This is a genomic window from Clostridium sp. 1001271st1 H5 (assembly GCF_005845215.1).
Classification (GTDB): Bacteria; Bacillota; Clostridia; order Lachnospirales; family Lachnospiraceae; genus Enterocloster.
Genome location: NZ_SPHO01000001.1, coordinates 407,124 through 432,128 on the forward strand (window position 1 = coordinate 407,124; position 25,005 = coordinate 432,128).

The window sequence follows — 25,005 nt, forward strand, 5'->3', positions numbered from 1 at the left end:
AAATTATTAGCACTCAACAAAAATGAGTGCTAATTTTTTATTGACATTTCATGCGTCTCGTACTAAAATGTAGTTTGTGAGTAAACATTGCAAAACATGAAGAACTATTATTATATAAGAAAGAGGCGGATGAAAGATGGCAAAGAAAGGCAGTTTATCAATTACAAGTGAGAACATTTTTCCGGTAATCAAGAAATGGCTGTACTCTGACCATGACATTTTCTACAGGGAGCTGATTAGTAACGGCAGCGATGCCATTACCAAGCTTAAGAAGCTGGAGCTTATGGGAGAGTACGAAAGACCCGAGGATTTGGAGTATAAAATCCAGGTGTCCGTGAATCCCAATGACAAGACCATCAAGATTACAGACAATGGACTTGGCATGACCGAAGAAGAGATTGACAAGTATATCAACCAGATTGCATTTTCCGGTGTCCAGGATTTCATGGAGAAGTACAAGGACAAGGCCAATGAGGACCAGATTATCGGTCATTTCGGACTGGGCTTTTACTCTGCGTTCATGGTTGCCGATAAAGTAACCATCGACTCCCTGTCCTATCAGAAGGATGCAAAGCCGGTTCACTGGGAATCAGAGGGCGGCATTGATTTTGAGATGGAGGAAGGGGATAAGGCTGAGGTGGGAACCACCATCACCTTATATCTGAACGAGGACAGCACTGAGTTCTGCAACGAGTACAGGGCAAGAGAAGTCATCGAGAAGTACTGCGCATTTATGCCTGTGAATATTTTCCTGGACAATGAGACAGCAGAGCCTCAGTATGAAACCATTGAGAAGGACGAGCTGACGGACAAGGACACGGTTGTTGAGACGGTCATTGAGCCGGCCAGGACTGAGGAGAAGGAAAAGGAAGACGGCACCAAGGAGATTGTGGAAATTGAGCCTTCCAGGGAAAAATATAAAATCAACAAGCGTCCCGTGGCTTTGAATGATACCAACCCTCTGTGGAACAAGCATCCCAACGAATGCACTGAGGAGGATTATAAGAGCTTTTACCGCAAGGTGTTCAGGGATTACAAGGAACCGCTGTTCTGGATTCACCTGAACATGGATTATCCATTTAACTTAAAGGGCATTCTGTACTTCCCGAAAATCAATATGGAGTACGACAGCCTGGAGGGAACCATTAAGCTGTACAACAGCCAGGTATTTATTGCAGATAATATCAAAGAAGTTATTCCTGAGTTCCTGATGCTCTTAAAGGGTGTTATCGACTGTCCGGACCTGCCGCTTAACGTGTCCAGAAGCGCCCTTCAGAATGACGGCTTTGTAAAGAAGATATCGGATTACATCACGAAGAAGGTGGCGGACAAGCTGTCCGGCATGTGTAAGACAGACAGGGAAAATTATGAGAAATACTGGGATGACATTGCGCCCTTTATCAAGTTCGGCTATATCAAGGATGAGAAGTTTGCTGAAAAGATGGGCGATTTCATCCTGTACAAGAACCTGGAAGGCAAATACCTGACTCTTCAGGACTGTCTGGATGAAAACAAGGAAAAACATGAGAATACCATTTTCTATGTAACCAATGAAAAGGAACAGAGCCAGTACATCAACATGTTTAAGGAAGAGGGAATCGACGCAGTCATCATGCCTGCCGCCATTGACAGCCCATTCATTTCCCATGTGGAGCAGAAGAAGGAAGGCCTTAAGTTCCTGCGCATTGATACGGACCTTAACGCTGCATTCAAAGAAGAGGTAAAGGAAGACGACGAGGAGTTCAAGAAGACATCCGAGGAGCTGACAGAAGTATTTAAGAAAGCCCTGAATAATGACAAGCTGGACATCAAGGTGGAGAAGATGAAGAATGCGGGCGTGGCTTCCATGATTACCGTATCCGAGGATACCCGCCGTATGCAGGATATGATGAAAATGTACAGCATGGGAGGCATGGACATGGGCATGTTCGGAGGAACAGGGGAAACCCTGGTGCTTAACGCCAACCATCCTCTGGTACAGTATGTGCTGGGACACAAGGAAGACGCCAATACATCTAAAATCTGCGAACAGCTGTATGACCTGGCAAGCTTAAGCCACGGTCCCCTGGCACCGGAGCGCATGACGGCATTTGTAAGCCGCAGCAATGAAATCATGATGATTATGGCCGGCGAAAAAGCAGAATAAGCCTGAAGATTACAGGTGCATTCAGAAGAAACGTTACAAAGACAAGGGAGGCTGGTTTCAGGAGGGAACTTTTGAAACCAGTCCCTTTTTGCATTGCACGGGCATTCTAAATCGGTTATACTGGAAATATCTTATAGTATGAAGAAGGGAGAAGGGGCGTATGAGAGGTAAACGTTTCATGGCAGTGCTGCTGAGCACAGTGCTGACTGCCGCAGGCGCGATGACAGCCTGGGCGCTTCCCACAGGGCTCAGTTCCATTGAGGGCAGCACAGTGAGAAGCAGCATGGCAGGATTTGAGGCCACATTCCCGGCCGGTTACGAGGTGGGGAGATACGGGGGAAACCTGGGACTGGATTATCTGTCCTATATGGAAGAGGACGGGGTGAAGATTGATTTCATCGCAGCGTCCATTGACGAAGAAAAGGAGAGTTTTCTTGCCACGGCAGGCATAGTGGCGGACCTGGAAGGAGAGAGCCTGGAGGGCATCATGCAGGAAATGCTGCAGATACTGGGCCAGGACGTATCCTACGGCTCCTATGTATCCACAGGAGCGGCAGGCATAGCAGGAGCTGGCTATTACTCCATCAAGATTAATTACGGAGCCCTGATGGCCCAGTACATGTCTGCCTGGATTGGCGGTTATGACATGACCCCGGAGGAAAAACAGGAGTATGACGCCTACATGGCGGAGCTGGCCAACAGCATGTTCCTGGACATCTACATGAGGGAGATTGGCGGAAACTGTTATATGCTGGTCCAGATTTACTCCGGCGACCAGGCAGGAACCGCAGCCCTGCTCTTAAGCCAGATGCAGCCATACGCAGGAGGCGGATGGAGCTATACGGAAGCCGGCGGATGGCAATATCTCCACGGAGACGGCACATACGGAACCAACGAATGGGCTCTGGATGAGAACGGCCTTACATACCGTCTGGACGGCAGCGGCCAAATCATGTATAAAGCCTGGATTGAAGAAAACGGAAGATGGAAGTATGTGGATGAATTCGGCCACATGGTGACCAGCCTGACCAAGACCATAGACGGCAGCCAATACACCTTTGACGCCCAGGGCTACATGGTGGAGGGAAGCCAGCGTCCGGCCGCAGCCTACGAGACAGGCACCATATCAGGAAAGACCTACACCAACCGCTGGGCCAACCTGCTTATGAAGTTTCCTGAGGCAGCAGAGCTGATGCTGGGCGACGGAAGCTATTACAGCTATCCCCTGGAGGCAGGTGAAAACATGTACTACTGGTACGATGAGGGAAGCGGCTACCTGCTTACCATAGACTACACTGATTCCACCCAGCAGTTAGACCGTTATCTGGAATGGCTCGCCGAATACGCCGGCTACTACGATTACGCCGTGGACAGCACCGGCACAGTAAACATGGGCGGCTATGAATACAAATACATAAAGACCACCAGCCAGAACAGCGACGGCACCACAGACCATGAGGACACCTACTTCCGTCAGATAGACGGCAAGCTCATGGAAATCTCCATCGAATACACCGGCGAACGCCAGGCCACCGTTGACCAGATTCTGTCAGCCATAGAGCAGGCTCACTGAGCCGCAGGATGAAAAAGCAAAGTACATAAAATAATGCACGTAAAATAATGTACGTAAAATGAAGCATACAAAGCAAAAAGGAACAGAGGACCGGAAAACCATCATTTTCAGCCCTCTGTTCCTCTTTTTTTCATCATAATAATCCCAAAGCCAACTCATTTCTCATTTTATGGAAGGAAGTGTCAGCGGACGGAGAAAACCTGGCGGGTGGGAGAGGACGGGCGGGGGAGGGATGTGCATCTACAGGGGTTTAGAAGGACTTAGGCCGTGGAAATCTGTGTTAAGGCCAAAGCTGCACAGCTGTTTGAGCGGAGCGAGTTTGGGCAGCTTTGGCCTTGCTTTTAGCAGATTCCCAGGGCCTTAGACCTTCTTACCCCGCAGCCCGCGCATCCCTCCCCCGCCCGTCCTCTCCCACGAACGCGATATCCTCATACTGTCCGCGTCCCTCCTCCCCACAAAAAAACTCCATAAAACTGGAAACACATAAGCATTGCATTTTACCATCCATACTGTTATAATAAGTAGTAATGAATACTACATGTGAAACTGCATGGATAAGAAAAACCGGAGGACATTATTATGACCTATAAGATTATCGGGGATAGTTGTCTTGATTTAACAGAGGATATGAAGAAGGATTCCAGATTTCAGATGATTCCGCTGACACTGCAGGTAGGCAGTGCCCAGGTAGTGGATGATGAGACTTTTGACCAGAAGCGGTTTATAGAGATGGTGAAGGCATGCCCGGAGTGCCCAAAGACAGCATGTCCGTCGCCTGAGACGTTTAAGGCGGCATTTGAGGAAGCAGAGGCTGATGCTGTGTTTGTCATCACCCTGTCCAGCCACCTCAGCGGAAGTTATAATTCGGCGGCAGTGGCAAAGAAGCTGTACGAGGAGGAGATGGCTGAAAAGGGTATGGAGGAGCAGGCCAAGAAGGTGGCTGTCATTGACTCCCTGTCCGCATCCTCCGGGGAACTGAACATTGCCCTGTTTATCCAGAATCTGTGCGATTCCGGACTGGAATTTGACCAGGTGGTGGAGAAGGCCCTGGCATACAGGGACGGCATGAATACTTATTTTGTACTGGAGAGCCTGGATACACTTCGCAAGAACGGCCGCCTGTCAGGCCTGCAGGCGTTTTTCGCCACAGCCCTGAACATCAAGCCTGTGATGGGAGCGGATACGGGAACCATCATCAAGCTGGACCAGGCCAGGGGAATGAATAAGGCCCTTCAGAGAATGTGCGACATTGCGGTAAAGGAAGTGGCGGACGCAGCCAGCAAGATTGCGGTGGTCTGCCATGTGAATAACCCTGAACGGGCTGAATATGTAAAGGAAGAGCTGGCCAAGAGAATAGGATTTAAGAAGATTGTGGTTACCAATGCAGCTGGCGTGGCAACTGTATATGCCAATGACGGAGGAATTGTGCTGGCAGTCTGATGTCCGGCAGGAGAGGATTTATGAAGCGAACAGGATGTATTGTGGCAGCAGCCTTATTACTAGGGCTGCTGCTAGCCGGTATTACGGGATATTTCATATGGCACTCAGGACAGGACAAATATGTAAGGGCTGAGATGGTAGGCGCCTCAGAAGGCGTTGGAATGGCCGGAGGGATGACGCCGGACGGAGAAGGGCCGGACGGAAGAGGAACGGGCGGAAACAAGACAAGTGATGCGGGAACAGGCGGAGCCGGTCAGGGGGACGCAGGAACAGACAGCGTCCCAAATCAGGAAGACGGCCCGGGCAGGGACAGTCAGGGTACAACGGACAGCGGTTCATCTGCAGCTCCAAATGGCGAAGAAGGGCAGGGCACAGGAACCGGAACAGCAGACAATGCCTCTCCCCTGCAGCTGGTATTCGCAGGTGATATCCTTTTGTCGGACCATGTGCTGAACGCATACCGGAAGGCAGGCGGTATAGGCGGGGTGGTGGACAGCGGATTCCGCCAGGTGATTGATGAAAGCGACATTTTCATGGTGAATGAGGAATTTCCCTTCAGCAGCCGGGGCACGGCTGCTGCGGATAAGCAGTTTACCTTCCGCCTTCCGCCGGAAAAAGTCTCCATGTTTCAGGAGCTGGGCATAGACATTGTGACATTGGCCAACAATCATGCCCTGGATTTCGGCACGGATGCCCTGCTGGATACATGCAGCACCCTGGATGACGCCGGAATTGCGCGGGTGGGGGCAGGAGCCAGCCTGGAGGAGGCCAAAAGGCCGGTATTTATGGAGGCCAAGGGACGCAGGATTGGTTTCCTGGGAGCTTCCAGGGTCATACCTGAGGGCTCATGGAACGCCACTTCCAAGGGACCGGGCATGCTGACCACCTATGACCCGTCCCTGCTTTTAGAGGAAATTAAAAAAGCCAGGGAGGAGTGCGATTACCTGGTGGTGTATGTGCATTGGGGAATTGAACGTGATGAGCGGCCCCAGGAATATCAGAGAACCCTGGGACAGCAGTATATAGACGCAGGTGCCGATTTGGTTATAGGGAGTCATCCCCATGTACTTCAGGGGCTGGAGTACTACAAGGGAAAGCCCATTGTGTACAGCCTGGGTAATTTTGTGTTCGGAAGCAGCATTCCGAAGACAGCCCTTCTGAAGGTGGAATGGGACGGGACGGACGCTGCGCTCCGCCTGGTTCCCGGCACATCCTCAGGGGGATATACCAGGATGCTGGCGGATGAAGGGGAAAAAAATGGTTTTTACCAGTATATTACATCCATTTCCTACGGCGTGACAGTGGGGGAGGATGGACTTGTAATACCGGGAGAGTAAAGGCGGACCCTGTCAGGGGAATCCGGGACATAATATTTTCCCTGCCAGGTGTCCCGCTCTTTAAAACGCCGGTGGAGGGTGTTCAGCACCATCCGTTTGTTTCCGCTCCACAGGGGGGCCAGGAGAAGGGATTTTGGTCCGTCTCCCGTCAGACGGTGGATGGTCAGCCCGGGAGGCAGGCGTTCCACACAGTCTATGACAAAATCAATGTATTTCTCCATGGTGAATATGGGAAAGGGATTGGTTTGGCAGTACGCTGCCAGGTCAGTCCCTTTTAAAATGTGGAGAAGCTGAAGCTTGATGCCGTCTATGGGGCTTTGGGCCAGGTAATCCACGGTCCCCGCCATCATGCCCCTGGTTTCTCCGGGCAGCCCTAAGATGACGTGGACAATGACGGTCAGCCCGGCTTCCTTAAGGCGGACAAGGGCATCCTCAAACACCGGCAGGCCGTATCCGCGGCGGATAAAGGCAGCAGTGGAATCATGGATGGTCTGCAGACCCAGCTCCACCCATACTGGTTTCACACGGTTTAATTCCTTTAACAGGCCAACCGTTTCAGGTCCCAGGCAGTCCGGCCTGGTGCCGATGGACAGGGCAGCTATGGAGGGGTGGGAGACAGCCTCCCCAAACAATTGCTTCAGATACGGCAGGGGCGCATACGTGTTGGTATAGGACTGGAAATAGGCGATGTAGGAACCCTGCGGACTGTCCGGCATCTTCCGCTTCACCTGTGCCATGGCTTCCTCTATCTGCTGTGAGACAGATGTATGTCTGGGCGCTGCAAAATCGCCGGACCCTCCTTCGCTGCAGAAAATGCATCCTCCTGTTCCCAGTGTGCCGTCCCGGTTGGGACAGGTCATGCCTCCGTCCAGGGACAGCTTATAGATTTTCCGGCCGAACTGCTGTTTCAGTTCATAGTCCAGGGAGTGATAAGGTTTGCCGTTCCATTCCATTGTGAGTACCTGCTTTCTGAATGATGTTATTAAGAGATTATAACAGCAATAACTGCCGGATGTCATCCCTATTTAAAAAAACGTATGAAGACAGGAGAATATTGTATTGTTGTTTCCTCCCCATGTGTGATAAACTGGATTCAGAAGTTTCAGAAAAGATAGGAGAGGTAAGTCATGAATGTAAATGAGACGGTAAAACTGCTGCAGGGCGACAGCGCCAGGGCGCTTATGGCGCAGCTCTACGGGGAAGACGGGGCAGAAGCCAATGTGAAGCGCTATGAGGATTTGCTGGCCGGATACGGGAAAATGTTTGGCCGGGAAGGGGATGTGATGCTGTTCTCATCACCGGGCAGAACGGAAATCAGCGGCAACCATACGGACCATAACCACGGCAAGGTTTTGGCAGGCAGCATAAACCTGGACTGTGTGGGGGCAGCGGGAAAGAATGCATCCAATCAGGTACATATTGTCAGCGAGACATATAATCAGGATTTTACCATTGATTTGAACCATCTGGAACCCAGTGAGAAAAAGGCGGGAACCGTGGACCTGGTTAAGGGCCTTCTCCAGGGCTTTAAGGATTCCGGCTACAGCGTGGGAGGTTTCAACGCATATATTACCAGCAACGTCATAAGTGCTGCCGGTGTCAGTTCATCCGCATCCTTTGAGATGCTGCTGTGCTCCATGCTGAACACATTTTTCAACGAGGGCCGCATGAGCACTGTGGCCTATGCCCATATCGGCAAGTTCGCAGAAAACAACTACTGGGACAAGGCATCCGGCCTGCTGGACCAGATGGCCTGTGCTGTGGGAGGACTTATCACCATTGATTTTATGGAGCCTCTGACGCCTAAGGTGGAGAAGATAGACTTTGACTTCGGTTCCCAGGACCACAGCCTGATTATCGTGCAGACCGGCAAGGGCCATGCTGACCTGAGTGCAGACTATTCCTCGGTTCCGGCTGAAATGAAGAAGGTGGCCCAATACTTTGGAAAAGAGGTATTGTCCCAGGTGTCTGAGAAACAGGTCATTGACAGCCTGGCAGAGGTGCGGCAGTTTGCCGGGGACCGCTCTGTGCTGCGCGCCCTGCATTTCTTTGAGGAGAACAAGCGGGTGGAGGCAGAGGTGCTTGCCCTTAAGGAGAACCGTTTCCAGGACTTCTTAAACAATATAACGGCATCCGGCAATTCCTCCTGGAAATGGCTCCAGAACTGTTTTACCAACAGCAATTACCAGGAGCAGGGAATCACGGTCACCCTTGCCCTTACGGAGCTGTTCATAGCAGAGAAGCAGAGAGGGGCCTGCAGGGTTCATGGCGGCGGCTTTGCCGGCGTCATCATGGCGGTGCTGCCCAATGAGCTGGTGGAGGAGTTCATACATTACATCGAGAAGTGCACAGGGGAGGGGAGCGCCTATAAAATGAGCATCCGTCCGTACGGAGCCATCTGCTTCAATGACCTGGTTTAAATCAGTTCTGCCTGTTTCGACAGAAAACGCCGCGTTTAAAAGGTATAGCGCTTACAGTTTCCGCGGATTCCTGTGGTAAGGCGGGGGAATTTGCGGTATAATGATGCCAGGGCGCGGGGGTTAAAAACGCGTGCTGAAGCAATCAGAACAAGAGGAGGACTGAGCGGGTATGATTGGTGAAAAGACACTGGAACTCCTGAAGCAGATACTGGCAGACAGCCGTTATACGGTTGCCATCTGCGGTTCCGGGATGATGGAAGAGGGAGGCATTCTGGGGCTTAAGCAGGAAGGAAGGGCGTATGAGATTGAACAGAAATATTCGGAATCCCCGGAGGAGCTGTTTCATATCTCCTGTCTGTCCAGAAGGCCGGAACGTTTCTACGACTTTTACCGTGAGGAGATACTGAAAAAGATTCCCAACATGACTCCGTCTGTAAGGGCGCTGGCCAGGATGGAGGAAGAGGACAGGCTTCACTGCATTGTCACCACCAATATATTTGATTTGCCGGAGCAGGTAGGGTGCAAAAATGTGATTTATCTGCACGGAAGCATTTATAAGAACAGGTGTCCCCACTGCGGCCGTCTGTATTCCATGGAGGAAATCAGGGACTCCAGCCATGTTCCCCACTGCAGGAACTGCGGGGCCATGATACGTCCGGGGACGTCCCTGTACGGTGAGATGGTGGACAGCCGCATCATGAGCCGCACCACGGAGGAGATAGCCAGAGCCGAAGTGCTGCTGGTGCTGGGAACCAGCCTGCGCTCTGAGGTTTACAGCAACTACATACGGTATTTCCAGGGAAAGAAGATGGTAATCATCCACCGTGTGCCCAGGCCGCTGGATGAGAAGGCTGATATGGTTATATACGACCTTCCCCAGAATGTCCTTCCCCTTTTGGTGGACGGAGGGATTTAAGAGTACCGGAACCATAAAGGCCAAAACCATAAAGGCCAAAACCGCGCCCCGCTGTGAGGGGAAGACGGTTTTGGCCTTTTGTAGTCCTGCCTGTTGGAAGCTTGCAGGTTTTTTCCTGCTTATTTTCTGTGGAAGGAATCCAGCAGCTGGTTTTTTGTGTGCCACAGTTCATTGGACAGGTCCACATGGACTGTGTGGGGATTGATGAGACGTTTGGATTCATCCCACAGGGTATCCAGCTCCTTTCTGCAGTAAGCCTGGATTTCCATTACCTTTGGCGACCGGTACACGCAGGTTCCGTCCAGGAAAATGGGAACCATCAGCTCGCGCATGGTGTAGCTGTCCGGCGCCAGCATGGTCTTCTTCCATGTCTCCAGGGGGTCAAAGAGAAGAAGGGAATTGCTGGTGTTGAATTCCTCGCCCACCAGGCAAATCAAATCAGCGATTATTTTGCCGGTGGCCTTGTTGTAAATCCTTTGTATGGTCTTGTTGCCGGGATTGGTGATTTTCTCGGCATTTTCAGACAGCTTGATTTTGGGAACAAACTGGCCTGTGGCCTTGTCCAGGACAGCAGCCAGTTTGTATACTCCGCCAAAGGATGGGCAGTCCTTGGCGGTAATCAGGTTGGTGCCCACACCCCAGGAATTAATGGCGGCACCCTGCATCTTCAGGGAATTAATCAGGTTTTCGTCCAGGTCGTTGGAGGCGGAAATCACTGCGTCCGGGAAACCTGCCTCGGTCAGCATCTTCTTGGCTTTTTTGGACAGGTAGGCCAAATCGCCGCTGTCCAGCCGGATTCCGTAGAAGGTAAGGGGAATGCCGGCCTCCCTCATCTCCTTAAAGACCTGGATGGCATTGGGAATACCGGAACCCAGGGTATCGTAGGTATCCACCAGCAGGATGCAGGCGGAAGGATAGAGCTTGGCATAGGTGCGGAAAGCGGTCAGCTCGTCCGGAAAACTCATAATCCAGCTGTGGGCATGGGTTCCCTTGACAGGAACGTCAAACATCTTGCCGCAGAGCACATTGGAGGTGCCGATGCATCCCGCTATCATGGCTGCCCTTGCGCCGTAGGTGCCGGCATCCGGTCCCTGGGCCCTGCGCAGTCCGAATTCCATGACGCCGTCGCCCTTGGCCGCATAGACAATGCGCTCTGTCTTGGTGGCAATAAGGCTCTGGTGATTGATGATATTGAGCAGGGCTGTCTCAATGAGCTGGGCCTGCATGATGGGAGCAATGACCTTCACAAGAGGTTCCCTGGGGAATACCACGGTTCCCTCAGGGATGGCGTATATATCGCCTGTAAAACGGAATTCGCGGAGATAGTTCAGGAAGTCCTGGTCAAACATGCCCAGGCTTCCCAGGTATTCAATGTCGCTGTCCTCAAAATGCAGGTCTTCAATGTATTCGATGACCTGCTGTAATCCTGCACAGATGGCAAAGCCGTTGCCATGGGGATTGGTCCTGTAAAACATGTCGAATACAACGGTTTCGTTGGCGTCCTTTTCTTTAAAATACCCCTGCATCATGGTTAATTCATACAGGTCCGTGAGTAAGGTAAGATTTCTCTGCTCCATATAGGTTCCTCCCTGGGCGCAGCCGGTGTGCTGTACGCAGGATATGCGGTTCGGCAGGATTTTGACGGCTGTGCAGTAATATTGGTTAGTAGTATAACACATATTCTGGAAAAGGCAAATGAAATGACAAAAAAATAACAATCATGCCAAAACAGACAATCGCCCTAAAATAAACGAAAATCAGATACACGGTTGACATTTTACACATGTGTTATTATAATAAAGAAGTTAAATGAAAAAGGCTTAGATGGAGACAGTAGGCCTGCAGGAACGCCACAGAGAGCCGGGGGAGGTGGAAGCCGGTGCAAGTAATGCAGAACTGAAAATCACTCCGGAGCTGTCCGGCTGAAAGAATGCAGTAGCAGCGCATGATAGGCCGGGACGCGTTTCCCGCGTTAAGGGAACTCATATGATGGTATGCAGTAATAGGTGGTTAAACGAAGCAGCTTATGGCTTTCGTCCTGTTCGGGACGGAAGCTTTTTTGCTTCATAGGAGGATATACAATCTTTTTCACATACCAGAATAAAAATCTATCATGAATGACAGGAACGGAGGAAGACGCTATGTATGACAAAGTCCCCACAGACCTTAAGTTTGTGGAACGGGAAAAAGAAGTGGAGAAGTTCTGGGAAGCAGAGCACATCTTTGAAAAGAGCATCAGGATGAGAGAGGGCTGCAAGCCTTATGTATTTTATGACGGTCCGCCCACAGCCAACGGCAAGCCCCATATCGGCCATGTGGAAACACGAGTCATCAAGGACATGATTCCCAGATACAGGGCCATGAAGGGCTATATGGTGCCGAGAAAGGCCGGATGGGATACCCACGGCCTGCCGGTGGAGCTGGAGGTTGAGAAAAAGCTGGGGCTGGACGGCAAGGAGCAGATAGAGCAGTACGGTCTGGAGCCGTTCATCAAGGAATGTAAGGAAAGCGTCTGGAAGTACAAGGGCATGTGGGAGGATTTCTCCAACACCGTTGGTTTCTGGGCCGACATGGACAATCCCTATGTAACCTATGACAACAGCTTTATCGAGTCCGAGTGGTGGGCTCTTAAGCAGATTTGGGACAAGGGCCTTTTGTACAAGGGGTTTAAGGTGGTTCCCTACTGTCCCCGCTGCGGCACCCCCCTGTCCTCCCATGAGGTGGCTCAGGGGTATAAGGATGTAAAGGAGCGCTCTGCCATTGCCCGCTTCAAGGCAAAGGGGGAGGACGCCTACATCCTGGCATGGACCACCACCCCCTGGACCCTTCCCAGCAACCTGGCCCTGTGCGTGAACCCCAAGGAAGACTATGTAAAGGTCAAGACAGGCGACGGCTATACCTACTATATTGCCCAGGCACTGGCAGATACTGTGCTGGGCGAGGACTATGAGGTGCTGGAAACCTACAAGGGCAGGGACCTGGAGTTCAAGGAATATGAGCCTCTCTATGACTGCTCTGTCCCCCTGTGCGAGAAGCAGCACAAAAAAGCATACTACATGGTATGCGCTGACTATGTAACACTGACAGACGGTACCGGTATCGTACACATTGCACCTGCCTTTGGTGAGGACGATGCAAATGTGGGCCGCAAGTACGACCTGCCCTTTGTACAGCTGGTGGACGCCAAGGGCGATATGACGGCGGAAACTCCCTTTGCAGGCACCTTTGTGAAGGATGCGGACCCCATGGTATTAAAGGATTTGGAGTCCAGGGGACTGCTTCTTTCAGCTCCCAGCTTTGAGCACAGCTATCCTCACTGCTGGCGCTGCGGAACCCCTCTCATTTACTATGCAAGAGAGTCCTGGTTCATCAAGATGACGGCTGTGAAGGAGGACTTAATCCGCAACAACAACACCATTAACTGGGTGCCGGATTCCATCGGCAAGGGCCGTTTTGGAGACTGGCTGGAGAACATCCAGGACTGGGGCATTTCCAGGAACCGTTACTGGGGCACCCCTCTCAATATCTGGGAGTGTGAGTGCGGACACCAGCACTCCATTGGAAGCATTGAGGAATTAAAGAGCTTATCCGACAACTGTCCGGATGAAATCGAGCTTCACCGCCCATACATTGATGCGGTGAACATCAGGTGCCCCAAGTGCGGCAAGCCCATGAAGCGCGTGCCTGAGGTTATTGACTGCTGGTTTGACTCCGGTGCAATGCCCTTTGCGCAGCACCATTATCCGTTTGAGAACAAGGAATTGTTCGAGTCCCAGTTCCCGGCCCAGTTTATCTCCGAGGCAGTGGACCAGACCAGGGGATGGTTCTATTCCCTGCTGGCAGAGTCCACACTGCTGTTCAACAAGGCGCCTTATGAAAATGTGGTTGTCATGGGCCTTGTGCTGGATGAGAACGGACAGAAGATGAGCAAGTCCAAGGGCAATGCGGTGGACCCCTTCGATACCCTGGCAGCCCACGGCGCAGACGCCATCCGCTGGTTCTTCTACACCTGCAGCGCTCCCTGGCTTCCAAAGCGCTACCAGGATAAGGCGGTGACCGAGGGACAGCGCAAGTTTATGGGCACCCTTTGGAATACCTATGCATTCTGGGTGCTGTATGCCAACATTGACAATTTTGACCCGACCAGATATAACCTGGAATACGACAAGCTTCCGGTTATGGACCGCTGGATGCTGTCCAAGATGAACTCCATGGTAAAGACCGTGGATAACAGCCTGATGAATTACCAGATTCCCGAGGCGGCCAGGTCCCTCCAGGAGTTTGTGGATGACTTAAGCAACTGGTATGTGCGCAGAAGCCGTGAGCGTTTCTGGGCAAAGGGAATGGAGCAGGATAAGATTAACGCATTCATGACCCTGTACACAGCCCTGGTGACCGTTGCAAAGGCAGCAGCACCCATGATTCCGTTCATGACAGAGCAGATTTATCAGAACATTGTGAGGAAAGTGGATGCAGATGCGCCTGAAAGCGTACACCTGTGCGATTTCCCTGAGGTGAATGATGCCTGGATTGATGCAGAGCTGGAATCCGACATGGACGAGGTGCTGAAGGTGGTTGTCATGGGACGCGCTGCCAGGAATGCGGCCAATATCAAGAACCGCCAGCCCATTGCCGGGATGTATGTGAAGGCCGACCATGAGCTGTCAAGATTCTACGTGCAAATTATTGAGGAAGAGCTGAATGTGAAGCAGGTGATTTTCTCTGACGATGTAAGGGAATTCACTTCTTACACCTTTAAGCCCCAGTTAAAGACAGTAGGGCCAAGGTACGGCAAGCTGCTGAACCAGATTCGCCAGACCCTGACCGATATTGACGGCAGCGTTGCCATGGACACCCTGAATGAGAAGGGACAGCTTACCTTTGACTTTGGCGGCCAGGAGGTGGTGCTGACAAAGGACGACCTGCTGATTGATGTTTCCCAGAAGGACGGCTATGTGACAGAGGAGGACAACTATGTGACGGTTGTGCTGGATACAAACCTGACTCCGGAACTGATTGAGGAAGGCTTTGTGAGGGAGCTTATCAGCAAGATTCAGACCATGCGCAAGGAAGCCGGATTTGAGGTAATGGACCACATCAGCGTGTACCAGGATGGAAATGACCGGATTGCGGAGCTGATTAAGACGCATGCGGACGAGATTAAGACAGAGGTCATGGCGGACCATATTAACATCGGCGCCATGTCTGGCTTTGTCAAAGAGTGGAACATTAACGGCGAAAATGTGATGCTCGGTGTTGAAAAGACCATGAAATAATGGTAAGATTGTGAGGCGGGGCTTATAAAACCCCGCCCCATCTGATAATTTGGGAATGATTTACATACAATAGTTCAGTATAGAAAACGGAAGTGAAATCAGGAGGATAATGGCCGATGAATAAAGGATTTGATAAGGAAACGTTCAAGCGCAGCGTGGTGGACAACGTAAAGAACATGTTCCGAAGGACCATTGATGAAGCGACTCCCCAGCAGGTATTCCAGGCAGTGGCCTATGCTGTGAAGGATGTCATCATCGACGAATGGATTGCCACCCACAAGGAATATGAGAAAAAGGACGTTAAGACAGTATACTACCTGTCCATGGAGTTCCTCATGGGCCGTGCCCTGGGCAATAACATCATCAATATCTGCGCCAGGGATGAGATTAAGGAAGCCCTGGATGAGCTGGGATTTGATTTGAACGTGATTGAGGACCAGGAGCCGGATGCAGCCCTTGGAAACGGCGGTCTGGGACGTCTGGCGGCTTGCTTCCTGGATTCGCTGGCAACCCTGGGATATCCGGCCTATGGCTGCGGCATCCGTTACCGTTACGGCATGTTCAAGCAGAAGATTGAGAACGGTTACCAGGTAGAAGTGCCTGACAACTGGTTAAAGGACGGCAACCCATTTGAAATCCGCAGGCCGGAGTATGCCACTGAGGTCAAATTCGGCGGTTATGTGCGTATAGAAAACCAGGGCGGCGTAAACCATTTTGTACAGGACGGATACCAGTCTGTCCGCGCAGTGCCCTATGACCTGCCTGTTATCGGATACGGCAACAATGTGGTAAATACCCTTCGCATCTGGGATGCGGAACCCATTAACACCTTCAACCTGGATTCCTTTGACAGGGGAGATTACCAGAAGGCTGTGGAGCAGGAGAACCTGGCCAAGACCATTGTGGAGGTCCTTTACCCCAATGACAACCACTACGCGGGCAAGGAGCTGCGCCTGAAGCAGCAGTATTTCTTTATTTCCGCCAGCGTCCAGAGGGCGGTCAGGAAGTATAAGGAGAAACACGATGACATCAGGAAATTCTACGAAAAGGTAGTATTCCAGCTGAACGATACCCACCCGACGGTTACCATTCCCGAATTGATGCGCATTCTTCTGGATGAGGAGGGGCTTACATGGGATGAGGCGTGGGAGGTGACCACCAGGACCTGTGCCTATACAAACCACACCATTATGTCAGAGGCACTGGAGAAGTGGCCCATCGAGCTGTTCTCACGGCTTCTGCCCAGAATCTACCAGATTGTGGAGGAAATCAACCGCAGGTTCCAGAACCAGATTCAGACCATGTATCCCGGCAACCAGGAAAAGCTGCGCAAGATGTCCATTATCTATGACGGCCAGGTTAAGATGGCGTATATGGCCATTGCAGCCAGTTTTTCCGTCAACGGCGTTGCAAGGCTCCACACGGAAATCCTCAAGAACCAGGAGTTAAAAGACTTCTATGAGATGATGCCGGAGAAGTTCAACAACAAGACAAACGGCATAACCCAGAGACGGTTCCTGCTTCACGGCAACCCCCTTCTGGCGGACTGGGTCACTTCCAAGATAGGCGATGAATGGATTACCGACCTTCCCCATATCAAGAAGCTGGAGCTCTTTGCAGAGGATGAGAAGTGCCAGTTTGAGTTCATGAACATCAAGTACCAGAACAAGCTGCGCCTCGCCAGGTACATCAAAGAGTACAACGGTATTGACGTGGACCCGCGCTCCATTTTCGACGTGCAGGTCAAGAGGCTTCACGAATATAAGCGCCAGCTGATGAACATCCTCCATGTGATGTATCTGTACAACCAGCTGAAGGATAATCCTGATATGGATATGATTCCCAGGACCTTTATCTTCGGCGCCAAGGCAGCCGCAGGCTACAAGCGGGCTAAGCTGACCATCAAGCTCATTAACTCCGTGGCGGATGTCATCAACAACGACAAATCCATTAACGGTAAGATTAAAGTGGTGTTCATTGAGGACTACCGGGTTTCCAATGCAGAGCTTATCTTTGCTGCGGCGGATGTCAGCGAGCAGATATCCACGGCCAGCAAGGAGGCGTCCGGCACCAGCAACATGAAATTCATGCTCAACGGCGCCCTTACTCTGGGAACCATGGACGGCGCCAACGTGGAAATCGTGGAGGAAGTGGGCATGGACAATGCATTCATCTTCGGCATGTCCTCTGACGAGGTTATAAACTACGAGAACAACGGCGGCTATTACCCCATGGATATCTTTAACAATGACCAGGAAATCCGCCGGGTACTCATGCAGCTGATTAACGGCTACTATGCACCGGATAACCCGGAGCTGTTCAGGGATATCTATAACTCCCTTCTGAATACCAAGAGCAGCGACCGGGCCGATACCTATTTCATACTCAAGGACTTCCGCTCCTATGCCGAAGCGCACCAGAGGGTGGATAAGGCTTACAGGGACCAGGCATGGTGGGCCAGGGCAGCCATCCTTAACACGGCCAACTGCGGAAAGTTTACATCCGACCGTACCATTGAGGAGTATGTGAAGGATATCTGGCATCTGAAGAAAGTGACCGTAGAAATGTAAATGCTTGCTCCGGCAATCCTGTAATCTTTGGGGTGCCGGAGCTTTTTTGGATGATGGAAGAGGAAGGGAAGGAAGATATGAAAATACGCGATATACTGGCAGAAGGAAAGCCCACCCTCTCCTTTGAGGTGTTTCCCCCAAAGACAGAGGATGCATATGATTCCGTGGAGAGGGCGGCTGCCAAGATTGCAAAGCTAAAGCCCTCGTTCATGAGTGTTACATACGGGGCGGGAGGGGGAACCAGCGATTATACGGTGGGAATCGCCTCCACTATCAAGGAGGAATACGGGGTGACGCCTCTGGCCCATCTTACCTGTGTGTCATCCACCAGGGAGAAGGTGCACCATGTGCTGGGTGAATTAAAGGACCATGGCATTGAAAATGTGCTGGCCCTGCGGGGGGATATCCCACAGGACGGCAGCACGCCCAGGGAGTACCACTATGCCTCCGAACTGATACGGGAAATCAAGAAGGCCGGCGATTTCTGCATAGGAGCAGCGTGCTACCCGGAAGGCCATGTGGAATCAGCCAACAAATCCATAGATATGGATTACCTGAAGCAGAAGGTGGAGGCGGGATGTGACTTTGTCACCACCCAGATGTTCTTTGACAACAGCATTCTCTACAGTTACCTGTACCGAATACGCGAAAAGGGAATCCAGGTGCCGGTGATTGCGGGAATCATGCCTGTGACCAATGCAAATCAAATCCGGCGTATTACCCAGATGTCGGGTACCTATCTGCCCTCCAGGTTCATGTCCATTGTGGACCGGTTCGGGGACAATCCGGCTGCCATGAAGCAGGCAGGAATTGCCTATGCAACGGACCAGATTATCGACCTTATTGCCAACGGAGTCAACGGCATCCATGTATATTCCATGAATAAGCCGGATGTGGCAATGAAGATAAAGGACAACCTGTCGGAAATTTTATAGGCCGCATACAGAGCAGGAGAAAGAGCATATGGATATACGTGACGTAGACAGGAAAGAGGTCCTCCGCTATCTGGGCTACAGGGGACAGGAGCCGGACGGGGCGGTTGCGGCCATGGTGGAGCAGTGCATGACACAATTGTGGGAAGCAGCCACGCCCAGGCATCTGTACCGGGAATATCCTCTGGCGCTGGGGGAGGATTACCGGATTGACGGGGGATGTTTTATGGCCAGAAGCAGGAATCTGTGGGTGAATCTGAAGGACTGTGACCAGATTATTGTGTTTGCGGCCACCCTTGGCTGCGGGGCAGACCATCTGATTCAGAAGTACAGCCGCCTCCAGATGAGCCGGGCTGTGGTTATGCAGGCAGCTGCGGCAGCCATGATTGAGGAGTACTGCGACCAGATATGCACTGCCCTGAAGGCGGAATACGAGGCAAAGGGCCGTTATCTGCGGCCAAGGTTCAGTCCGGGGTACGGCGATTTCCCGCTGGAATGCCAGGGAATGCTTCTGGACGCCCTGGAGGCAGGAAAACGCATCGGCATCAAGCTGACTGACAGCCTTCTCATGATGCCCTCCAAATCTGTGTCCGCTGTCATGGGAGCCAGCAGGAAACCATACCGCTGCGATGTAAAAGGCTGCGAAGCCTGCGCAAAGACGGACTGCCCCTACCGGAGGCAGACCGGGGAACTATCAATATAAAAAGAAAAAGGGGAATAACACTATGATTCGTTTTAACTGTGATTACAGCGAAGGCGCCCATGAGCGCATACTTAAGAAACTGGCTGAAACCAACCTGGAGCAGACGCCGGGATACGGGGAGGACCATTACTGTACTGAGGCGGCAGATATCATCCGCAGACTCTGCGGACAGGAGGATGCAGCGGTCCATTTCCTGGTAGGAGGCACCCAGGCCAATATGACGGTCATTGCATCAGCCCTGCGCTCCCATCAGGGGGTGGTGGGAGCTGTCACGGCTCACATCAATGTACATGAGACAGGCTCCATAGAAGCCACCGGACACAAGGTGCTGGCCCTGCCCTCTGAGGACGGTAAGATTACGGCAGCCCAGGTGGAGGAACTGTACCAGTCCCATATTCAGGACGAGAGCTTTGAACACACAGTGCAGCCGAAGATGGTCTATGTCTCCAATCCCACGGAGCTGGGCACCATATATACCAAGGCTGAGATGGAGAGCCTGTATGGGGTGTGCAGGAAGTACGGCCTGTACCTGTTTGTGGACGGCGCCCGCCTGGCTTATGGTCTGGCTGCAGAGGGAAACGACCTGGACCTTAAGGCCTTGGCAGCTTCCTGCGACGTATTCTATATCGGCGGAACCAAGGTAGGGGCCCTGTTCGGGGAGGCTGTGGTCATACTGAACAATGAGCTGAAGGCGGATTTCCGCTATCACATCAAACAGCGGGGCGGCATGCTGGCAAAGGGGCGTCTTCTGGGCATCCAGTTTGGGGAGCTTTTACGGGACGGCCTGTATTTTGAGCTGGGAGCCCATGCGGACAGGCTGGCGGACAAGATTCGCAGCGCCTGTGCCGGGAAGGGTTATCCTTTCCTGGTGGAAAACACCACTAACCAGGTATTCCCCATCCTGCCGGATAGTCTGCTGGAGGCGTGGAAGGATAAGTACAGCTACACCAACCAGGGAAGGGTGGATGAGAGCCATACAGCCATCCGCCTCTGCACCAGCTGGATTACCAGCCAGGAGCAGGTGGATGCCCTGGTTCATGATATCCTAAACAGTTAAGAGGGCTTGCAGAGGATGACGATGAGAATATTAGAAGAGATGAAAGAGCGCCGCCTGTTCTGTGACGGCGGAATGGGAAGCCTGCTCCAGGCCCAGGGCCTGAAACCAGGTGAACTTCCTGAACTGTGGAACCTGACCCACCGGGATGTGCTTACATCCATACACCGGTCCTACCTGGAGGCCGGAGCCGACATCATGACAACCAATACCTTCGGCGCCAACAGGCTTAAATTCAAGGATAACCTGGAAGCCATTGTGACAGCTGCAGTGGAGAATGCGAGAGCTGCTGTGGAAGAGGCCGGCCATGGATACGTGGCCCTGGACCTGGGCCCCACCGGACACCTGCTAAAGCCCCTGGGAGACCTGGAATTTGAGAACGCAGTGGACCTCTATAAAGAGGTGGTATCCATCGGCGCCCTGGCAGGAGCGGACCTGGTACTGATTGAGACCATGAGCGACAGCTATGAGCTGAAAGCAGCTGTTCTGGCAGCCAGGGAGGCCGGATTCAGGCCGGACACAGGGGAACGGCTGCCCGTGTTCGCCACCGTGATATTTGATGAAAAGGGAAAGCTCCTGACCGGCGGAAACGTGGAGTCCACCGTGGCCCTGCTAGAAGGTCTGAGAGTGGATGCCCTGGGTATTAACTGCGGACTGGGACCAGTGCAGATGAAGGGAATCCTGGAAGAAATCCTGAAGGTCTCATCCCTTCCCGTGCTGGTAAATCCCAATGCAGGACTACCCAGAAGCGAGAACGGCAGGACGGTATATGATATAGATGCAGAGGGATTTGCCCTTGTCATGGAGGAAATCGTATCCATGGGGGCTGTCATCGTGGGAGGATGCTGCGGAACCACCCCGGAGCATATACGCCTGATGACAGAACGCTGCAGGGACATACCTGTGGCGTGGCCGGAGAAAAAACACCGCACCGTGGTGTCCTCCTATGCAAAGGCAGTGACCGTTGGGCAAAAGACAATCATTATTGGGGAGCGCATCAATCCCACCGGCAAGTCCAGGTTCAAGCAGGCCCTGCGGGACCACAACCTGGAATACATCCTCAAGGAGGGCGTCAGCCAGCAGGACAATGGTGCGGATGTGCTGGATGTGAACGTGGGACTGCCTGAAATCCATGAGCCCTCCATGATGGAGGAGGCTGTAAGGGAACTTCAGGCCATCATCGACCTGCCCCTGCAGATTGACACCTCCGACATGGAAGCCATGGAACGGGCCATGCGTATATACAATGGGAAACCGCTGATTAACTCGGTCAACGGCAAGGAGGAGTCCATGACCCGCGTATTCCCTCTGATGGCAAAATACGGCGGCGTGGCAGTGGGCCTGTGTCTGGACGAGTCCGGCATTCCTGATACAGCGGAGGGGCGTCTGGCTGTGGCAAGGAAAATCTTAGACCGGGCGGCAGAGTATGGAATCGGACCGGAGGATATCATTCTGGACGGGCTCTGCATGACGGTCAGCTCCGACAGCAAGGGGGCCCTTACCACGCTGGAAACGCTGAGGCGCATCCGGGATGAGCTGGGGGTGGGAACCGTGCTGGGAGTATCCAACATATCCTTCGGACTGCCCCAGAGGGAAATCATCAATGCTGCATTCTTTACCATGGCCATGGAATGCGGTTTGAGCGCGGCCATCATAAATCCCAACTCCGAGGCCATGATGCGGGCTTACTACAGCTTTAATGCCCTTATGGACCGGGACCCCCAGTGCGGCCGGTATATCAGTGTGTACAGCGGCCAGAGTGCAGGCCTGGGCCAGACCATTGGAAGGGGCGGCAGCCAGGACGGGACAAAGCTGTCTGCTGATTCCGGCACAGGAGATGGCGGCCAGGGACCGGCCCTGGCCGCCGCCATTGAGAGAGGATTAAAGGAAGGCGCACACAATGCGGTGACCGCCCTGTTAAAGGAACGGGAGCCCCTGGATATCATCAACAGTGAGATGATACCGGCCCTGGACCGGGTGGGAAAGGGATTTGAGAAGGGTACTGTGTTCCTGCCCCAGCTTCTCATGAGTGCGGAAGCTGCCAAGGCTGCCTTTGAGGTCATTAAGGAAGCCATGGACAAAAGCGGGCAGGCACAGGAAAAGAAGGGAACCATTATCCTGGCAACGGTGAAAGGCGATATTCATGATATTGGCAAGAACATCGTGAAGGTGCTGCTGGAGAATTACAGCTATGACGTCATTGACCTGGGCAGGGATGTGCCGCCGGAGGCCATTGTAAAAGAGGCCGTGGAGCGCCGTGTGGCCCTGGTGGGCTTAAGCGCCCTGATGACCACCACCGTGCCCAGCATGGAGGAGACCATCCGCCAGTTAAGGGCTGCATCCAAAACCGTGAAGGTGATGGTGGGCGGCGCCGTGCTGACGGAGGATTATGCCAGAACCATAGGCGCCGACGCCTATTGCAGGGATGCCATGGCATCTGTCAATTTCGCGGAGCAGGTCCTGGGCGCTTAGAACAGAGCCCTGGAAACAGACGGCTTCACAGACTTACACGGGAATCCCCATCCACCTGAGGAACCATCTTGCCCAGCTGTTTCAGCTGCCGGGTAATATGGTATACAGTGAACAGGTTGAGGGGATTTTTGTGTTCGTCAATAATGAGTTTGCCCCTGAGCATGAACCACAGCCAGGCGCCGTTTTTTTGGCGGATTCGTATGATGCAGCTGCGTACCGTGTCATCCGTGGAAAACACGGTCATGGTTTCCTGGAAGGTATGGATGTCGTCCGGATGCAGCTGGTCCAGAAAGGACAGGGAGCCTCCGTATAACAGCTTGTACTCGGAAAGGCTGCAGTAGCCAAGGGCATGAAGCAGCCTGGAATTCATGTAAATGACTTCCGGGGATTCGGCCTGATAGCTGGTCAGCAGGATGCCGCCGTTTACCACCTGGTTCAGGAGCCCCAGCTCATTGTTGCCGTACAGCTCAAAGTAGTGCTGGTCCGTCACATCCTCAATGAGGCAGCCGCAGTAGCCCTGGTGGAATTGAAAGCATTCTATCTTAAGGTACTTGCTGCGCTCCGGGCTGAAATCGTAAAATATCTGGCGTCCGCCGTTCATGGCTGTCGCATAGTAGGCGGGAAGGCGGCGGGTGTCGGCGTCCGGGTAGTGGCTCAGGAAGCTTTTGCGGTACAGGCTGTTTCTGGAACGGCATTCCAGGCGGGCGCAGGCTTCATTTACATACACATATGAAAAATCACAGGCCTGTTGGTCCTTTACCTGAATCTGTATGATGGCAAAGGGGAACGGGCTGCTGTCATATATGAGCTTTGCATGCTCCAGCTTGTCCTCTAAGGATAAGTCAGAGCTGGGGGCAGGATTCAGTTCGCAGAATGAAATCATGTTCTTTCCATGGCTTTTGGCATAGTAAAGTTCGTCGTCCGCTGCCCGCACCAGCTTATGGTAATCATCCATGGAGGTGAGGACCGTGCTCACGATTCCCACGCTGATGGTCACAAAGGGGGAGGCGCTGCGGTTGGCTGCAGGAATCTTCATATCAGAAACGGATTTCCTCAGACGGTCCCCTACCTTTATGGCGTCAGAGGGAAGGATGTCGCAGAGCAGTATCTGGAACTCCTCTCCGCCGAACCGGCAAATCAGGTCATTTTCCTGATGGATGCTGCCGGACAGGGCAGCGGCCACCTTCTTCAGGCATTCGTCTCCCTGCATGTGGCCATAGGTGTCATTGTACTGTTTGAAATAGTCGATATCTATCATGATAACAGCCACGGGTATTTTCAGACGTATGTTATAGGGAATCAGTTCCTCCAGCCGGAGGGAATAACCGTTCCGGTTGAACAGCCGGGTCAGCGGGTCCTTGTCGGCCCGTTCCTGAAGGCAGATTTGTTCATCCCTGGCTTTTCTTACCATCTGCAGGTTGCTGACAATGATGCGGCAGCGCATCTGGGACAGGAACAGGCTGATGAAGCTGTAAAGGAACAGGTTGGAATACAGGGGCAGAGGTACGTGGTGGGCCCGGAAAACCGGAATGGCGGCCAGGGCAGTGGCCAGTACCGCGGCCAGGGCTTCGGGAAGGGAGTAAATGGGCCCGGCAGCAATATAAATATAAAACATGAGCACGCTCTCCGCAGTCAGACGGCTCTGAAGATTAATATGGTTTACCACAATGCAGTACAGGGCAAATATGGCGGTAAAAAGGTATGTATGGTGTTTCAGCCTGCGTCTTGTGGAACAGGTCCGTTCCTGCTTTAACAGGTATTCGCAGTACAGGATGTTGAGGGCGATGAACAGGAGGAACAGCAGGATAGTGAAAGTGAGCATGGAGAAAGCCCTTCCTGCAACGTCAATGGCCAGATATGTCATCAGGCTGAACAGTTCCATGATAATTAAAAGGATGGAATAATTCAAAGTCTGGCTGATGTTCATGGTCTGCACTGTATCATATATTTCATCTGCACACCGGCAAACCATGCTGCGGTCCGGCGGGGGAAAGGTGCGGGATAAATTCTTTTTTACATATTCTAACATAGTATATACAACCTCTGTTCCATTTGTATCAATTACATAATACTGATAATATATGAGAGGAATGAAGGAATTATTACCAAAGAGCATGAAAAATCCGCAAAAAAAGACAAAAACCGTATTTTTCCCAATAACTCCCA

15 protein-coding genes are annotated in these 25,005 nt (G+C 52.3%); 12 read left to right on the top strand and 3 right to left on the bottom strand.

Annotation, left to right across the window (positions count from 1 at the left end; translation table 11 throughout):
* Positions 1-136: 136 nt before the first annotated feature.
* The 4 genes from htpG to FGS84_RS01745 all read left to right on the top strand — a co-directional run bounded on the left by htpG (position 137) and on the right by FGS84_RS01745 (position 6,496).
* On the top strand, positions 137-2,146 hold the full coding sequence (gene htpG / locus FGS84_RS01730) for a molecular chaperone HtpG (protein ID WP_138306012.1): 2,010 nt from the start codon (positions 137-139) through the stop codon (positions 2,144-2,146).
* Between the two features lie 160 nt (positions 2,147-2,306).
* Positions 2,307-3,719 carry a hypothetical protein gene (locus FGS84_RS01735; RefSeq protein ID WP_138306013.1) on the top strand — a complete coding sequence of 471 codons (1,413 nt, stop codon included), beginning with the start codon at positions 2,307-2,309 and terminating at the stop codon, positions 3,717-3,719.
* 579 nt (positions 3,720-4,298) lie between these two features.
* Positions 4,299-5,159 carry a DegV family protein gene (locus FGS84_RS01740; RefSeq protein WP_138306014.1) on the top strand — a complete coding sequence of 287 codons (861 nt, stop codon included), beginning with the start codon at positions 4,299-4,301 and terminating at the stop codon, positions 5,157-5,159.
* Between the two features lie 20 nt (positions 5,160-5,179).
* The gene (locus tag FGS84_RS01745; protein ID WP_138306015.1) at positions 5,180-6,496 is read left to right on the top strand and encodes a CapA family protein; all 1,317 of its coding nucleotides are present in this window, start codon (positions 5,180-5,182) and stop codon (positions 6,494-6,496) included.
* On the opposite strand, the gene FGS84_RS01750 is transcribed toward FGS84_RS01745, so the two are convergent.
* Complete coding sequence (locus FGS84_RS01750) at positions 6,448-7,449, bottom strand: TIGR01212 family radical SAM protein (RefSeq protein WP_138306016.1); 1,002 nt, start codon at positions 7,447-7,449, stop codon at positions 6,448-6,450. The two genes, FGS84_RS01745 and FGS84_RS01750, sit on opposite strands and share 49 nt — an antisense overlap.
* Before the next feature lie 174 nt (positions 7,450-7,623).
* Between FGS84_RS01750 and FGS84_RS01755 the strand changes: the two genes are divergently transcribed.
* Both FGS84_RS01755 and FGS84_RS01760 read left to right on the top strand, forming a co-directional pair.
* Entirely contained in the window at positions 7,624-8,916 is a 1,293-nt protein-coding gene (locus FGS84_RS01755; RefSeq protein WP_138306017.1) for a galactokinase family protein, read from the top strand.
* Positions 8,917-9,085: 169 nt separating this feature from the next.
* Positions 9,086-9,832 (top strand): Sir2 family NAD-dependent protein deacetylase, encoded by a 747-nt coding sequence (locus tag FGS84_RS01760; protein WP_138306018.1) that lies wholly within the window; start codon positions 9,086-9,088, stop codon positions 9,830-9,832.
* A gap of 119 nt (positions 9,833-9,951) precedes the next feature.
* Here FGS84_RS01760 and FGS84_RS01765 read toward each other — a convergent pair whose 3' ends face one another.
* A complete protein-coding gene (locus tag FGS84_RS01765; protein WP_138306019.1) occupies positions 9,952-11,409 on the bottom strand; it encodes a nicotinate phosphoribosyltransferase in 1,458 nt (485 codons plus the stop codon).
* A 564-nt stretch (positions 11,410-11,973) separates the two neighbouring features.
* Between FGS84_RS01765 and ileS the strand changes: the two genes are divergently transcribed.
* The 6 genes from ileS (at position 11,974) to FGS84_RS01795 (ending at position 22,839) form a co-directional block, all read left to right on the top strand.
* Positions 11,974-15,108: an isoleucine--tRNA ligase gene (gene ileS / locus FGS84_RS01770; protein WP_138306020.1), complete on the top strand. Its 3,135-nt coding sequence runs from the start codon at positions 11,974-11,976 to the stop codon at positions 15,106-15,108.
* A gap of 116 nt (positions 15,109-15,224) precedes the next feature.
* Positions 15,225-17,678 (top strand): glycogen/starch/alpha-glucan phosphorylase, encoded by a 2,454-nt coding sequence (locus tag FGS84_RS01775; protein ID WP_138306021.1) that lies wholly within the window; start codon positions 15,225-15,227, stop codon positions 17,676-17,678.
* A gap of 77 nt (positions 17,679-17,755) precedes the next feature.
* A complete protein-coding gene (gene metF, locus FGS84_RS01780) occupies positions 17,756-18,613 on the top strand; it encodes a methylenetetrahydrofolate reductase [NAD(P)H] (protein WP_138306236.1) in 858 nt (285 codons plus the stop codon).
* A 28-nt stretch (positions 18,614-18,641) separates the two neighbouring features.
* A complete protein-coding gene (locus FGS84_RS01785; RefSeq protein WP_138306022.1) occupies positions 18,642-19,313 on the top strand; it encodes a vitamin B12 dependent-methionine synthase activation domain-containing protein in 672 nt (223 codons plus the stop codon).
* Between the two features lie 22 nt (positions 19,314-19,335).
* Positions 19,336-20,370, top strand: a complete 1,035-nt coding sequence (locus FGS84_RS01790) for an aminotransferase class I/II-fold pyridoxal phosphate-dependent enzyme (RefSeq protein ID WP_138306023.1) — start codon at positions 19,336-19,338, stop codon at positions 20,368-20,370.
* Between the two features lie 21 nt (positions 20,371-20,391).
* Positions 20,392-22,839 carry a homocysteine S-methyltransferase family protein gene (locus FGS84_RS01795; RefSeq protein ID WP_138306024.1) on the top strand — a complete coding sequence of 816 codons (2,448 nt, stop codon included), beginning with the start codon at positions 20,392-20,394 and terminating at the stop codon, positions 22,837-22,839.
* 25 nt (positions 22,840-22,864) lie between these two features.
* Here the strand turns inward: FGS84_RS01795 and FGS84_RS01800 are convergent, their stop codons facing one another.
* Positions 22,865-24,868, bottom strand: coding sequence for a diguanylate cyclase (locus FGS84_RS01800; RefSeq protein WP_138306025.1), 2,004 nt, complete (start codon positions 24,866-24,868; stop codon positions 22,865-22,867).
* Positions 24,869-25,005 lie beyond the last annotated feature (137 nt).

Excerpts from the sequence above, each read along its gene's own strand:
- htpG (WP_138306012.1), top strand. The coding sequence starts at position 137 with ATGGCAAAGAAAGGCAGTTTATCAATTACAAGTGAGAACATTTTTCCG.
- FGS84_RS01735 (WP_138306013.1), top strand. The coding sequence starts at position 2,307 with ATGAGAGGTAAACGTTTCATGGCAGTGCTGCTGAGCACAGTGCTGACT.
- FGS84_RS01740 (WP_138306014.1), top strand. The coding sequence starts at position 4,299 with ATGACCTATAAGATTATCGGGGATAGTTGTCTTGATTTAACAGAGGAT.
- FGS84_RS01745 (WP_138306015.1), top strand. The coding sequence starts at position 5,180 with ATGAAGCGAACAGGATGTATTGTGGCAGCAGCCTTATTACTAGGGCTG.
- FGS84_RS01750 (WP_138306016.1), bottom strand. The coding sequence starts at position 7,449 with ATGGAATGGAACGGCAAACCTTATCACTCCCTGGACTATGAACTGAAA.
- FGS84_RS01755 (WP_138306017.1), top strand. The coding sequence starts at position 7,624 with ATGAATGTAAATGAGACGGTAAAACTGCTGCAGGGCGACAGCGCCAGG.
- FGS84_RS01760 (WP_138306018.1), top strand. The coding sequence starts at position 9,086 with ATGATTGGTGAAAAGACACTGGAACTCCTGAAGCAGATACTGGCAGAC.
- FGS84_RS01765 (WP_138306019.1), bottom strand. The coding sequence starts at position 11,409 with ATGGAGCAGAGAAATCTTACCTTACTCACGGACCTGTATGAATTAACC.
- ileS (WP_138306020.1), top strand. The coding sequence starts at position 11,974 with ATGTATGACAAAGTCCCCACAGACCTTAAGTTTGTGGAACGGGAAAAA.
- FGS84_RS01775 (WP_138306021.1), top strand. The coding sequence starts at position 15,225 with ATGAATAAAGGATTTGATAAGGAAACGTTCAAGCGCAGCGTGGTGGAC.
- metF (WP_138306236.1), top strand. The coding sequence starts at position 17,756 with ATGAAAATACGCGATATACTGGCAGAAGGAAAGCCCACCCTCTCCTTT.
- FGS84_RS01785 (WP_138306022.1), top strand. The coding sequence starts at position 18,642 with ATGGATATACGTGACGTAGACAGGAAAGAGGTCCTCCGCTATCTGGGC.
- FGS84_RS01790 (WP_138306023.1), top strand. The coding sequence starts at position 19,336 with ATGATTCGTTTTAACTGTGATTACAGCGAAGGCGCCCATGAGCGCATA.
- FGS84_RS01795 (WP_138306024.1), top strand. The coding sequence starts at position 20,392 with ATGAGAATATTAGAAGAGATGAAAGAGCGCCGCCTGTTCTGTGACGGC.
- FGS84_RS01800 (WP_138306025.1), bottom strand. The coding sequence starts at position 24,868 with ATGTTAGAATATGTAAAAAAGAATTTATCCCGCACCTTTCCCCCGCCG.